11 protein-coding genes are annotated in these 14123 nt (G+C 67.5%); 8 read left to right on the top strand and 3 right to left on the bottom strand.

The annotated features are described in order from the left end of the window. Positions 1-295 precede the first annotated feature (295 nt). Positions 296-427 carry a hypothetical protein gene (locus LZD57_RS24070; RefSeq protein ID WP_255700073.1) on the bottom strand — a complete coding sequence of 44 codons (132 nt, stop codon included), beginning with the start codon at positions 425-427 and terminating at the stop codon, positions 296-298. A gap of 265 nt (positions 428-692) precedes the next feature. Between LZD57_RS24070 and LZD57_RS19820 the strand changes: the two genes are divergently transcribed. Both LZD57_RS19820 and LZD57_RS19825 read left to right on the top strand, forming a co-directional pair. Then, positions 693-1928 (top strand): hypothetical protein, encoded by a 1236-nt coding sequence (locus LZD57_RS19820; RefSeq protein ID WP_233721316.1) that lies wholly within the window; start codon positions 693-695, stop codon positions 1926-1928. A gap of 114 nt (positions 1929-2042) precedes the next feature. Then, positions 2043-3476 (top strand): MFS transporter, encoded by a 1434-nt coding sequence (locus LZD57_RS19825; RefSeq protein ID WP_233721317.1) that lies wholly within the window; start codon positions 2043-2045, stop codon positions 3474-3476. A 23-nt stretch (positions 3477-3499) separates the two neighbouring features. Here the strand turns inward: LZD57_RS19825 and parC are convergent, their stop codons facing one another. After that, on the bottom strand, positions 3500-5752 hold the full coding sequence (gene parC, locus LZD57_RS19830) for a DNA topoisomerase IV subunit A (RefSeq protein ID WP_233721318.1): 2253 nt from the start codon (positions 5750-5752) through the stop codon (positions 3500-3502). Between the two features lie 237 nt (positions 5753-5989). Between parC and LZD57_RS19835 the strand changes: the two genes are divergently transcribed. The 5 genes from LZD57_RS19835 (at position 5990) to LZD57_RS19855 (ending at position 9880) form a co-directional block, all read left to right on the top strand. Then, on the top strand, positions 5990-7186 hold the full coding sequence (locus LZD57_RS19835) for a hypothetical protein (protein WP_233721319.1): 1197 nt from the start codon (positions 5990-5992) through the stop codon (positions 7184-7186). A 118-nt stretch (positions 7187-7304) separates the two neighbouring features. Next, positions 7305-7931, top strand: a complete 627-nt coding sequence (locus tag LZD57_RS19840; protein WP_233721320.1) for a DUF421 domain-containing protein — start codon at positions 7305-7307, stop codon at positions 7929-7931. A gap of 219 nt (positions 7932-8150) precedes the next feature. After that, positions 8151-8663, top strand: a complete 513-nt coding sequence (locus tag LZD57_RS19845) for a 2'-5' RNA ligase family protein (RefSeq protein WP_233721321.1) — start codon at positions 8151-8153, stop codon at positions 8661-8663. An 89-nt stretch (positions 8664-8752) separates the two neighbouring features. Next, on the top strand, positions 8753-9622 hold the full coding sequence (locus LZD57_RS19850) for a colicin E5-related ribonuclease (RefSeq protein WP_233721322.1): 870 nt from the start codon (positions 8753-8755) through the stop codon (positions 9620-9622). Positions 9623-9634: 12 nt separating this feature from the next. Further along, the gene (locus LZD57_RS19855; protein ID WP_233721323.1) at positions 9635-9880 is read left to right on the top strand and encodes a hypothetical protein; all 246 of its coding nucleotides are present in this window, start codon (positions 9635-9637) and stop codon (positions 9878-9880) included. 14 nt (positions 9881-9894) lie between these two features. Here the strand turns inward: LZD57_RS19855 and aspS are convergent, their stop codons facing one another. Continuing rightward, complete coding sequence (gene aspS, locus LZD57_RS19860) at positions 9895-11688, bottom strand: aspartate--tRNA ligase (RefSeq protein WP_233721324.1); 1794 nt, start codon at positions 11686-11688, stop codon at positions 9895-9897. 443 nt (positions 11689-12131) lie between these two features. Between aspS and LZD57_RS19865 the strand changes: the two genes are divergently transcribed. Further along, complete coding sequence (locus LZD57_RS19865; RefSeq protein ID WP_233721325.1) at positions 12132-13940, top strand: tetratricopeptide repeat-containing sulfotransferase family protein; 1809 nt, start codon at positions 12132-12134, stop codon at positions 13938-13940. Positions 13941-14123 lie beyond the last annotated feature (183 nt).

Below are 14123 nucleotides of genomic sequence, written 5' to 3' on the forward strand. Positions count from 1 at the left end.
CCCGAAGGGCGATCCGGATCCCGTCGGTCTCCTTCCCGCACCCTTCATACACCAAGCCAAACACACAGGATCCCGGGTCAGGCCCGGGATGACGAGGTTTTGATGCTTCGACCCATTCTGCAAGGTCGATGAGCCGCGCGATCCGCTGATCGCCGGACGGGGATGGGATGTGTGAATGCGGAGGGGCCTGATCGGAGGACTCGAACCGAAGCGTCCGATCGACGCCCCTTCGCTGCTTCACGGCTTCCGACCTCGGAGGCCCAGCTTGCCGGCGCTTCTGGCGCCGGCAGCCGCGTCACTTCTTCTTGTCGACGTCTCGCGGCGCGGCGAATTTGCCGGGCACGGTCGACGGCGCCGCCGCCTTGGCCTTCTTGTCGGCCTTCGGTTTGCGGACTTCCTTGTTGCTGCGCATCTGGCCCTTGGCCATGGTCCGTTCCTTTCCTGTTTGGATGGCCAGCGATAGCACGCCGCGAGACGCGAGGGAGAGCACGAAATGCGGGGGGCGGGCCGCCCGGACACGTTTCCTGGCGCCCTACCGACGAGCGGCGATCCGGTTTCGATCCGGCGACGGCCGGGCGCATGGCGCGGCCCCTCCGAATGGCCCTCTTCCCGCAACCTCGTCAGTGCGGCCTTGTCAGCGGAATCCCATCGGATAAAGTGATCTTCCCCAAGGGAAGATCGGAGGATGGACCATGCTGTGGGCGCATTCTTCTCGGCACGGCGCCGGACCGTCGCGGAGCCTCCTCTCCCTGGCGTTCGCCTGCCTCGCCACCGCCGCGGCTGCCGCCTCGCCCGAGGCCGAGCGCGGGGACGAGAGCACGGTGATCATCCGGCCCGTTCAGATACCGCCGGCGAACGCGTCCGCCCCGCTCGCGCCGGACGTCTCCGCCGGGATGATCGGCGCCCTTCGCGAAACGGCGAAGAATTGGCACCTGCCTTGCCCGGGCGGCACAGCGCGAAAGATCACGATCGCCGAGGCGGACGAAGCCGCGGTGGCGGCGCTGCGCGAGACCGGCGCCCGGCGCGAACCGGCGATGACCGAGATCGCAAAAAAGATGGAGCCGGCCGGTCCGCTGCTCGTCTATTCCCTCGCCGGAGCCGGGCGCCCCGACCCATACACGGTGGACCCTCCGAAGATCGTCGCCGAGTTGCGCTATCGCCTTCTCGATCCATCGAGCGGCGCCGTTCTCGCCCAGGGTTCCGATTACGCCACCGGCCTCGATGGCGGATCCTGCAAAGCCGGCGATCTGTCGCAGGATGCCCCGGAAGCCGATAGACGGGCGGCCATCGCCTGCTTCGGGCAGGCGCTTGCAGCGGCCTTCCCCGCGCTTCTCACGACCATGCCGGCCGAGGTCGCCGCGGCCGCCGCCTGTCCGCCGACCTTCGAGGGCGCGCGCGTCACCGTCGCGGTCGACCGCAAGCACGAGGCGGCCCTGCAGCCGCTCTACTTCGAAGAGGCGGTGCTCGAGGGATTGCGCGAGGTCGTCCACTCGCTGCCACAGAGCTTTCCCAAGCCCGCATTCCACCAGGCGGATGCCGCGTTGTCCGGCCGTTTCGTCGGCGACGGGACGGGCAGGACCGGCGAGGCGGACATTGCCGAGGCGGCAGCGGACATGGCCGGCGGACCGAGCCATCTCCTTCTCTACGAACCGGCGGCGAAGGCGGAGACCGACGCGTTCACCGGGCTCGCGCGCTTCGATACGCGGATCACCTACCGGCTCTTCGACGTCGCCGCGGGGGCGATCGTCGCCGAAGGCAAGGTCGAATCCTCCCCCGATCCCTTCACCGGCTGCGCCGCCTCGATCAACGGCACGCCCGCCGAACCGCTCTGCGTGCAGCGAACCGTCGCGACCGCGCTCCAGAAACTCGCGACGGACGTCGGCTCGAAGGTGGTCTTCGCGCTCTCGGCCCGTTCCACCGCGCAATAGGCACCTGCCACACCGCCGCTTCCCCAAGCTCGATGGCCGCGTGGCGAATCCGCATTGCCGCGGCGCCCGTGTGTTTCTATGCCTTCTGCGGACGAATTCATCGGGGGACGCGCAATGGGGCGATCGCAGACGGACGGGCCGGCAACCAGCGTTCCGGCCCTGCGGCGCCCCGGCGTGTGGGGCTGGATGGCCTTCGACTTCGCCGCCCAGCCCTTCTTCACCGTCGTCCTCACCTTCGTCTTCGGGCCCTATTTCGTCTCGCAGCTCGCGCCCGATCCGGCGACGGGACAGACCTGGTGGAGCCTGGCTGCGACGATCGCCGGCATCCTTGTCGCCCTCGGCTCGCCCTTTCTCGGGGCGGTCGCCGACCGGGCGGGGCCGCGAAAACCCTGGATCGCCGTCTTCGCCGCCTTCAAGATCGCCGCGCTCTGCCTGTTGTGGTTCGCTGCGCCCGGCTCGCCGCTGGTGGTGGTGGCGCTGCTCGTCGTCGTCGCGAGCGTTGCGGCGGAGTTCTCCATCGTCTTCAACGACGCGATGATGCCGCGCCTTCTGAAGAACGAGGAGATCGGCCGGGTGTCGAACGTCGCCTGGGGCATTGGCTATGCCGGCGGCATCGTTTTTCTCATCGGCGCCCTCGCCTTTCTGGCCGGTTCGCCGGAGACCGGCCGGACGCTGCTCGGCCTGACGCCGCTCTTCGGCCTCGACCCGGCCGCCGGTGAAGGCTCCCGCGCCACGGCGCCGCTGGCGGCGCTGTGGTACCTCGTCTTCATCCTGCCGATGTTCGTCCTGACGCCGGATCGGCCGCACGGCGAAAAGGTCTCGGCGGCCATGCGGCAAGGGGTCGGCGATCTTCTCGCCACCTTCCGCGAGATCCGCCTTCGCAAGCCGCTGTTCCAGTTCCTGATCGCGCGGATGATCTATCAGGACGGGGTGAATGCCCTCGTCGTCCTCGGCGGCGCCTTTGCCGCCGGCATGTTCGGCTGGACGCTGACGGAGAGTGGTCTCTTCGGCATCATCCTCAACGTCGTCGCCATCCCGAGCTGCTTCGCCGCCGGCGCGCTCGACGCGCGGCTCGGCTCGAAGGCCGTGGTGACGATGGCCATCCTCTGCCTGTCGGCGGCGACGATCGGCATCGTCTCGACCGGCCCGGACTCGACGCTCTTCGGCCTCCTCGCCTTCGCGCCGCCCGGCGAGGCAGGCGGGGTCTTCGCCAGCGGCGCCGAGAAGAGCTACGTCGTGTTCGGCCTTCTCATCGGCCTCGCCTTCGGGCCGATCCAGGCCTCGTCCCGGTCCTGGATGGCGAAATCCGTCAGCGCCGAGGAGGCCGGCCGCTATTTCGGCTTCTACGCCTTCATCGGCCGGGCGACAGCCTTCCTCGCCCCCGCCGCCGTCGCCGGAACGACGGAGCTGGCTTCGGGAAGCTTCGATCCGATCACCGCCTCGCGGATCGGCATGGCGAGCCTGATCGTGTTCTTCGTGGTGGGTCTCGTTCTCGTCGCGCGCACGGAGGGACCGCCGGAGGCCGGCACGGCGCGACGCGCATCATGACCGCCCGGCGCGCCCGAAACGGATCAGCCGGTGAACTTGTTGTTCTTCGGAAAACCCTTCGGCACCAGCCGGCCGGCCTGCGCGCGGTCGCCGCGCCATTCGAGCATCTCGTCCTCGCGCCGCAGGAAGGCGCGACCGGCGGAATCGGTCCATGAAAGGCCCTCGGCCAGCCTGAACACCTTCACGTCCGAGACGCCGCCGTCCTTGTAGCGCTGCAGGCGCACGCCCTTGCCCCGCGCCATCTGCGGCACCTGGGAAAGCGGGAAGACCAGGAGCTTGCGGTTCTCGCCGACGATCGCCACCGTGTCGCCGCCCGAAACCGGCACGGCGAAGCCGAGTTTCGCCTTGCCGGAGACGTTGACCAGCTGCTTGCCCTTGCGCGTGCCGGAGACCATGTCGGCCTCGGTGGCGACGAAGCCCGTGCCGTCGGACGAGACGAGCAGCCGCTGGCGCTCCGGATCGACGACGAAGCCGGTGGCGATGTCGTCCTCGTCCTCCATCTCGACGGCAAGGCGGATCGGCTCGCCCTGGCCGCGGCCCGACGGCAGCTTGTCGCCCGACAGGGTGAAGGCCCGCCCGCCCGTCGACAGGAAGATCAGCTTGTCGGTCGTCATCGCGTGGATGGCGAGCTTCAGCTTGTCGCCTTCGCGGAAGCTCAACGCCGACGGATCGGCGAGATGCCCCTTCATGCCGCGCAGGAAGCCCTTCTGCGACAGGACGACCGTCACCGGCTCCTTCTCGATCAGCGCGACGGCGATGTCGTCGAGATTGCGGTTCGGCGCGCCGGCGAAGCGGGTGCGGCGCCGGCCGAGCTTGGTCTTCTTCGAAAAGGTCTCGCGGACCTCGCGGACCTCGCCGGCGATCGCCGCCCACTGCCTCTCGTCGGAGGCGAGCAGCGCCTCCTTCTCGGCCTTTTCCGCCGTCAGCGCCTCGAACTCGCGGCGCAGCTCGAACTCCTCCAGCTTGCGCAGGGAGCGCAGCCGCATGTTGAGGATCGCCTCGGCCTGGTTGTCGGTCAGCTCGAAGGTGCGCATCAGCTCCTTCTTCGGCTCGTCCTCCTCGCGGATGATCCGGATCACCTCGTCGACGTTGAGGAAGACCACGAGATAGCCGGAGACGATTTCCAGCCGCCGTTCGATCTGGCCGAGCCGATGGCCCGTGCGCCGCTGCAGCACCTCGCGCTGATGGGCGAGCCATTCCGACAGCGCCTCCTTCAGCGACAGGACCTTCGGCACCTTGCCGCCCGAAAGGACGTTCATGTTGAGCGGAATGCGGCTCTCGAAGTCGGTCAGCCGGAACAGCGATTCCATCAGCAGCTCGGGATCGACCGTCCGGCTCTTCGGCTCCAGGACGACGCGCACGTCCTCGGCCGATTCGTCGCGGATGTCGGCGAGGAGCGGCAGCTTGCGGGCCGAGAGCAGCTCGGCGATCTTCTCGATCAGCCGCGACTTCTGCACCTGATAGGGGATCTCGGTGACGACGACGACGTAGTTGCCGCGGCCGGCGTCCTCCCGTTCCCAGCGGGCCCGCACCCGGAAGGAGCCGCGGCCGGTCTCGTACGCCTCGCGGATCTGCGCCTGGCCGTCGACGACGACGCCGCCGGTCGGAAAGTCCGGCCCCTGGACGAAACGCAGGAGCTGGTCGGTGGTGGCGCCCGGATCCTCGATCAGCTTCAGCGCGGCGTCGCAGAGTTCGGCGGCGTTGTGCGGCGGGATCGAGGTCGCCATGCCGACGGCGATGCCCGACGAGCCGTTGGCGAGAAGGTTCGGGAAGGCGCCCGGCAGGACGACCGGCTCCTTGTCCTCCTCGTTGTAGGTCGGACGGAAGTCGACCGCGTCCTCGTCGATGCCGCGCAGAAGCAGCGTCGCGACCTCGGTCATCCGGGCTTCGGTGTAGCGCATGGCCGCCGCACTGTCGCCGTCGACATTGCCGAAGTTGCCCTGGCCGTCGATCAGCGGATAGCGGACGGAAAAGTCCTGGGCGAGACGCACCATGGCGTCGTAGATCGCCGCGTCGCCATGGGGATGGAACTTGCCCATCACGTCGCCGACGATGCGGGCGCATTTCTTGTAGGCGTCGCCCGGATCGAGGCGCAGGAGCCGCATGGCGTGGACGATGCGGCGATGCACCGGCTTCAGCCCGTCGCGCACGTCCGGCAGCGCCCGGCCCATGATGGTCGACAGCGCATAGGCGAGATAGCGCTCCTCGAGCGCCGTCTTCAGATCGACCGGTTCGATGTCGCCGCCGCTGCCAGGCGGTTCCGCTGCCTTGCCCATATGGTCCGTCTATCGAAGGTCAAGAGATGGAACAAGACCGGAACGAACCGATCCCCGGCTTTTTTCAGCGGTCGCCGCGGGGAGAATTCGCGACGCTGCGGGCCTGCCCGGCGAGGTCGCGTCTTCCTGCCGCCGGAATTGTGCGTAGATTGCCGGGTCCGACCGCGCTACGTCTTCGCGCGGGGCATGACCCGCTCCGCGCCAAGCGCCGGGCTCAACGCTGAAAGAAGGTTCTTTATGTCCGCCAAGACATCCGTGTCCTTGACCACGACCGCCGTCGCGCTGCTGTTCGGCTCGACCGCGGCCTTCGCCGCCGACGCGAACGCCTTCGGCGAACGCCTCAAGGCCGTCGCAGCCGAGCAGAACGTGACGCTCTCCTACGACGGCGCCTCCTCGGAGGGCGACGACGTCGTCCTGTCGGGCCTGACCGCCATGCCGCAGGGCGAAGAGCCCGCCAAGCTCGGCGACGTCACCTTCGAGGGCGTCACCGGCTCCACCGAGGCCGGCTGGAAGGTCGCGCGCGTTCCGATCGACGACATCGACGTCACCGAGGACGACACCCACACCACCGTCACCGGCATCGCGATCGAGGGCCTCGAACTCCTGCCGACCGATCGCTCCAGCCTGCCGCCGGCCAAGCAGATGTCGGCGCTCTACTTCGACAAGGCCGGCATCGAATCCGTTTCGGTCGAGGAGAAGGGCACCAAGGTCTTCGACCTGTCGGGCGCCTCGATCGAGAACACCATCAACGACGACGACACCTTCTCGTCGGACTTCGATTTCGGCAGCTTCAACGCCGATTTCTCCACCGCCGATGCCGAAACCGTCCAGGCGATGGGCGATCTCGGCTACACCAAGATGAACGGCAGCGTCGAGGGCAGCGCCAGCTGGGATCCGAAGACCGGCACGCTGACGCTCGACCCGTTCGAGATCGACGTCGAGAACGCCGGCAATCTCTCCTTCACCTACGAGATGTCGGGCTATACCCCCGCCTTCATCCAGTCGATGCAGCAGATCTCCCAGCAGATGCGGCAGAATCCCGAGGCCGACCAGAACGGCGGCATGGCGATGATGGGCCTGTTGTCGCAGCTTTCCCTTGGCTCGGCCGACATCACCTTCACCGACGATTCCCTGACGAAGAAGCTGCTCGACTATTACGCCAAGAAGCAGGGAACGACGGCGGACCAGCTGGCCCAGCAGCTCGAGGGGATGGTGCCGGCCGCCCTCGCCCAGCTGAACAACCCCGAGTTCCAGAAGAAGGTGAGCGACGCCGTTTCGACCTTCCTGAAGGATCCGAAGTCGCTGTCGATCTCGATCGATCCGGAAACCCCGGTGCCGGCGATGCAGATCATGGGCGCGGCGATGGGCGCGCCGCAGACGCTGCCGCAGGTGCTGTCGCTGGACGTGACGGCGAACGACGCCTCCAGCGAATAGAGGCGGCGACGGCACAGCCTTCCGACGCGCCCCGGCGCGCGGCAGGATGCGCACGCTCTTAGCCGCAACTGGAAATTCAGACCCCGACCGGGCTTTCCCGCCCGGCCGGGGTTTTATCTTGAAAGGGGCAAGGCTCGGCACCGCCGGGTGCTCTCGAACCGCCAGGGAGGCTCCCATCTTCGGCCTATCGCCCACGGCAGACGCCATCCTCGGCGGCCTCGTTCTCGGTGCCATCGCGCTTTTCTGGATCATCCTGCTCGTGCGGATGATCGGCCTTCGCTCCTTCTCCAAGATGACCGCCTTCGACTTCGTCGTCACGCTGGCGACGGGGTCGCTGCTCGCCACCGCGGCCTCCTCGTCCGACTGGCAGGGCTTTCTCCGGGCCCTGGTGGCGATCGGCGCCCTGATGACCGTCCAGGTCGTCCTCGCCTTCGGCCGGCGCCGCAGCGAGGCCGTGACCTCCGTGGTCGACAACGAGCCGCTGCTGCTGATGCGGGACGGCGGGTTCATCGACGCGGCGATGGCGGAAAGCCGCGTTTCGCCGGGGGACGTCTACGCCAAGCTGCGCGGCGCCGGCATCCAGTCGATGGACGACGTGCGCGCCGTGGTGCTGGAGACCACCGGCGACATTTCGGTGCTGCACGGCAGGACCGTCGCGCCGGAGCTTCTGCGCCACGTGCGCGGCGCGCGGGAGGCCGGTTTCGACGTGGACGACGGCGGACAGAGCGCCAGCCGCAAGGCGTGAAGGCGTTTCGCCGACGAAAGTCGGGGGGAGTGAAGGCGCCATAAGGCCAGATGAGGCCCCGGCAAGCCGGATGCGCCCCTGCAATCACTGGGGGTCTCGTCTTTTCAACCATCCGCACTGCGAAGGTGCGCCCCCCAGAGCCCACGCGACCCGCTGTGTCCGGTCTTCTCGAGCGCCATATCACGGCTCAGCAGATCCCTTGCGCGCGGAACTTCCCGGATGGCCGACGCACCCCTGATCCTGACGCTCGGCTTCGACGGGGCGAGCTTCGCCCATCTCGACGCCCAGCGCCGGCGACACTTTCCGCCGGAGCGCAACCTCATCCCGGCGCATCTGACGCTGTTTCACCACCTGCCCGGGGAGAAGGAGCCGGAGATCGCCGCGACGCTGCGCGCCCTCACCCGCGACGCCGCCCCGATCCCTCTCACCGTCGCCGGCCTGCGCTTCCTCGGGCGCGGCTGCGCCTACGACATCGAAGCGCCCCGCCTCGTCGCGCTCCGCCGCGACCTCGCCATCCGCTGGCAGGCCGACCTCACGCCGCAGGACGCGCAAGGCTTTCGCCCGCACGTGACTGTTCAGAACAAGGTGCCCGCGGCCGAAGCGCGGGCGACCTTCGAGACGCTGCGGGCCGAGTTTTCGCCATTCGAGGCGACCGGGACGGACCTCCTCCTCTGGCACTATCGCGGCGGCCCGTGGGATGCGGCGGGGAAGTTTCCTTTCGGCGGGGTGTGAGCAACCCGGGCACAGCCGGAAAGAGACCGTTGACTCAAATCGCTTTATGATTGTCTTCTATTCTTCGGTAAACCACCTGTGAAAACGTCATGCCCACCGGCCCGGCCGCCCGCCGCCTCGACCCCGTCGCCCACAAGAACCCCGGCCGCCTGATGCCGGGCCCGGGCAGCGCCGATGTCCTGATCGGCGGCCTGCCGGCCTGGCGCGCCCGCATCGACCGGCACGAATGCCGCCACGGCACGGGCGTCGTGATGGAGGGCTCGCCGACGGTGCTGATCAACGGCTACCCGGCGTGCCGGCAGGGGGATACGGTCGTCGAGGGACGGGAGCGAAACCGCATCACCGGCGGATGTGCGTCTGTCATCATCGGAGATCAGGGCGCTGGAATTGGAGCGCTCGGACAAGGGTCATCGTCAAATCGAGGGAGGCCAGATCCCTTCGAAACACTTCACGACGCCATTGAGCAAGAAGTGGTAAAATCAATTGCCGACGACCTCCTCGCCGGCAACACGGTAACAGCCTACGCAAAGGCGTTTGCGGCGGGGGTGACGCTCACGCTTCTGCCAGCCACTGAAGGTGAAGCGGCTGTAACCGCCATCTTATCAGTGATCGGCCTCGCCACCGCGGGCAAAATCGGCGCAAAAGCGGTCCGACTCCTCCCTGGCGGGTCTGCAAGGAGATCTGGCATCAAGCTTCTGGCAACCCGCTACGGCACCAAGATCGAGAGGGACATGCCGAGGCGCAGATGGACTCGGGAGGAAGTGGAAGCAACGATCAACACTCCCCATCGGCGAGCGAAGGGAAGAGATACACGGCACCGGGGAGATGGAACTCAGAACAACGATCCGGCAACGATCTACTACAACCGAGATGAGAGCTACGTCATACGGAACGACGTTACGGGGGATATCGTGCAAGTATCCCGGCGCGGCGACCCGAATTGGAAATCACCCCGGTAGAGCGACACGCCCATGTCTAACGGTTATGCCACCCACGATATGGCCCTACACTGCATTCGCGAGTGGCAACGCGGCGACCGCAAGATCCTCGGGATCGAGCGGCTCATCGTCGACGAAAAGGGTGACGTCACGCCTGATTTGGACGGAATCGCCGACTTCTCCGATGCCAGCCGAGAGCAATCGCATGTCGCGGCCTGGCGCTTTCTCCAAATGTATGGCTCGGACCCCCGCGAGAGGTTCGATCTCGTTGTCGAATAAGGAGAAGGGGAGAACTACCCCTTCTTCTCCGCCACCGGCGCGACCCGCAGCCCCAGCTCCCGCAGCTGCGCCGGGCTCGCTTCCGCCGGCGCGCCCATCAACAGGTCGAAGGCCTGCTGGTTCATCGGGAAGAGCGCGATCTCGCGCAAGTTCTTGGCGCCGCAAAGCAGCATGACGATGCGGTCGATGCCGGCCGCCATGCCGCCATGGGGCGGGGCGCCATACTGGAACGCGCGGTAGAGGCCGCCGAAGCGCTCCTCGACGTCGGCGCGCGAATAGCCGGCGAGTTCGAAGGCCTTCACCATGGTTTCGGGCAGCTGGTTGCGGATGCCGCCGGACGCGATCTCGTACCCGTTGCAGACGATGTCGTACTGGAACGCCTTGATCGACAACGGCTCTTCGTTTTCCAGCGCCTCGATGCCGCCCTGGGGCATGGAGAAGGGGTTGTGGGCGAAATCGATCTTCTTCTCGTCCTCGTCATATTCGTAGAACGGGAAGTCGATGATCCAGGCGAGCTCGTAGGCGTCGCGGTCGAGGAGGTTCAGCTCCTCGCCGACGCGGGTGCGCGCGGCACCGGCAAACTGCACGAACTTCTCCGGCCGGCCGGCGACGAAGAAGCAGGCGTCGCCCGCCTCGAGGCCGAGCTGGGTGCGCACGGCTTCGGTGCGCTCCTCGCCGATGTTCTTGGCGAGCGGCCCGGCGCCGGAGACCGCGCCCCCCTCCTCGCGCCAGAAGATGTAGCCGAGGCCGGGCTGCCCCTCCCCTTGCGCCCAGGAGTTCATCCGGTCGCAGAAGGCGCGGCTGCCGCCGGTCTTCGCCGGGATCGCCCAGACCTCGACCTTGTCGTCATTCGCGATCATGTTCGCGAAGACCTTGAAGCCGGACCCGGCGAAATGCCCGGTGACGGCTTGCATCTCGATCGGGTTCCTGAGGTCCGGCTTGTCCGAGCCGTACTTCTTCATCGATTCCGCATAAGGGATGCGCCGGAAGGTCTCGGAGACCTTCTTGTCGCCGGCGAACGCCTTGAAGACGTCGCGGATCACCGGCTCCATGGTCTGGAAGATGTCCTCCTGCTCGACGAAGCTCATCTCGACGTCGAGCTGGTAGAACTCGCCATAGAAGCGGTCGGCGCGCGGGTCCTCGTCGCGGAAGCAGGGCGCGATCTGGAAATAGCGGTCGAAGCCCGACATCATCAGCAGCTGCTTGTACTGCTGCGGCGCCTGCGGCAGGGCGTAGAACATGCCGTTGTGAAGCCGCGAGGGGACGAGGAAGTCGCGGGCGCCCTCAGGCGAAGAGGCCGTGAGGATCGGCGTCTGGAATTCGGTGAAGCCGGTCTCCTGCATCAGCGAGCGGATCTTCGCGATGATCTGCGTCCGCCGCATGATGTTCTTGTGCAGCGTCTCGCGGCGGAGATCGAGGAAGCGGTATTTGAGGCGGATGTCCTCGGGGTATTCCGGCTCGCCGAAGACCGGCAGCGGCAGTTCCTTGGCCGGCGACAGCACCTCGATCTCCCGGGCGAAGACCTCGATCTCGCCGGTCGGCAGCTTGGCGTTGACGGTCTCGGCCGAGCGCGCCTTCACCTCGCCGTCGACGCGGATCACCCATTCGCCGCGCACCGTCTCGGCGATCCGGAAAGCCGGCGAATCGGGATCGACCACCACCTGGGTGAGGCCGTAGTGGTCGCGCAGGTCGATGAACAAGAGGCCGCCATGGTCGCGGATGCGATGCGCCCATCCGGACAGGCGCACGGTCTCGCCGACGTTCTCCTTCTTGAGGGCGGCGCAGCTGTGGGTGCGGTAGCGATGCATGGTCGGTCTCGTCGCGGCTGTGATGCGCGCCGCTTCGCGGGTCCGGCGAGCGGGCGGAAAATCTCGGATTCGCGGCGGAAAAGCACATGGGCGCCCGGCGATGTCAAGGCCGTCCCGCCCGCTCGGCGGCTGTCCGGCCGGCACCGGGCGGAGCGCCGATCCCTCGGGCCGTCTCGACAAGACAGTCCCCGTGTTTCGCCAGGCCGAAGCAGGGCCGCCCGCGGCCCCGCCGGCGAGGGGCGGTCGCCCGCATGGTATCGCCCGGACGAGTTGCGACGCCTGCCAGATCGGCCGCATTTCCCCTGCCACCGGCCCGGTGACGCAGCCGGCGACCCGCAGCGCCGCCACCGCAGGGTTGAAATTGCATGTTGCTTTGGTCGGCATCCCCCATCAAAGCTGATCGAGCGGCCTCAACGACGTGCGATTCGAGCAACGAGACGGCGATGAACCAGATTGATTCCTCCCTTTGCGCCTGCAACAGCGGGCTGACGCCGGAAAGCTGCTGCCAGATGGACATGGCCGCCGCGGCAGCCGCCGACGTTCCGGCGACCCTCCACGGCGACGCCGAAGCCGCCGCCTCGGCGCTGCGGTCCGGCGATCGCGAGCGGGCGGAAGGTCTGGCGATCGACGTCCTGGAAAGCGCGCCTCTGCACGTTCCGGCGCTGAGAACCTTGGCTTCGGTTCGGCTCGACCAGAAACGGCAGAACGCCGCCGCCGTGCTGCTCGAAAGGATCGTCGGCGAGGAGCCGACGGATTACTGGGCCGTCAGCAAGCTGGCGCTTCTGGAGCTCGGGCGGCAACAGCATCTGAAGGCCGAGGCGCATGCGCGGCAGGCCCTTCGGCTCGCCCCGACGAACCCCCAGTCCCACAATCTGATGGGCGTCGCCCTGACCCAGACCGGCAAGGCGGCGGCCGGCGAATACCACCATCGCAAGGCGCTCGAACTCTCCGGCAAGCGCATTCCGATGGTCCTGTCCAATCTCGCGCTGAACCTGAAGAACCAGGGCCGCATGCAGGAAGCGCGCGAGCTTTATCGGGAGGCCGTCGCGGCCGAACCGATGAACCGCCAGTCCCTGCTCGGCTGGGCCCAGCTCGAAGAGGCCGACCGCAATCTCGACAGGGCCAAGGAACTTCTCGACCGCGTCGAGGAGGTCAGCGCGCCGACACCGGCCACCCGCCAAACGAGAGCCGCCATTTTCGGCCGCGAGGGACGCGCCGACGAGGCCCTGGCGATCCTCGACGCCGAGGAGCAGCGCCCCCTGAGACCGATCGAACTCATGGAGCGCGGCCGCCTGCTCGACAGGACCGGGCGTTACGACGAGGCCTGGGAAGCGTTCCTGGCCGGCAAGCGGCGCGCCGTCGAAATGGGCTCGCAGACCTATCTGCGCGAGCAGGCACGGGGCCTCGCCGAACAGCTCCAGCAGTTCTTCGCCCGGGAACGCGTCGACATCCTGCCGCGCGCCGGCGTCCGCTCCGACGTCGCCCAGCCGATCTTCATCCTCGGCTTCCCCCGATCGGGCACGACGCTGCTCGAACAGTCCCTGTCGGTGAGCCCCGAGATCACCGCCGGCGACGAACTGCCGGTGGTCCACGAGATCGTCGCGACGATGCCGCGGCTCCTGGCGAGCCCGCACGAATATCCCGGGGCCCTCGCCGAATTGTGGATGGGCGACAAGCGCGACGAACTCGACAGCCTGCGCGACTTCTACCTGCAACGGGCCCGGCAGCGGGGACTGATGGGCGGCGAGGCGCGCCTCTTCACCGACAAGATGCCGCTCAACGAGGTGCATCTCGGGCTGATCGGCCTGATCTTCCCGCGCGCGCCCCTCGTCCACATGATCCGCCATCCGCTCGACATCATGGTCTCGGCGATGTCGAACTTCTTCACCCATGGCGGCTTCTGCGGCTCGCAGCTCGAAACCGCCGCCGAGCATCTCGTCCTGTCGAACACCCTCGTCACGCATTATCGCAAGGTGATGGATCTGAACTACCAGGCGGTGCGCTACGAGGACGTCGTCGACGACCAGGAGGCGACGATGCGCAGGGTCTTCGACTTCGTCGGCGTTGCCTTCGACCCGCGGGCGCTGAGCTTCGAGGAGAACGTGCGCTACGCCCGCACCGCGAGCTATGCCCAGGTCACCGAAAAGCTCTACGACCGCTCGCGCTACCGCTACCGCCACTATCTGAAGCATCTCGAGCCGGCGCTGCCGATCCTCGAGCCGCTGATCGAGGCGTGGGGCTATGAAGTGTGAGCGGTCGTGTCATCCGAACGGGCAGCGCGTCCCCGGCGTGCCGCGTCCTGCCTTGCAGTGGTCGATACGAAGCGCCGATGAGCAAGACGTCCTCGTCCTGCGCCTGTCCGGGGCATTGTCCCGAATGCGGTGACTCCTGCGCCGGCGCCACCGAGGCTCGGCCATTCGGGCGAAAAGCCGCGC

Source organism: Jiella avicenniae, assembly GCF_021390325.1.
Classification (GTDB): domain Bacteria; phylum Pseudomonadota; class Alphaproteobacteria; order Rhizobiales; family Rhizobiaceae; genus Jiella; species Jiella avicenniae.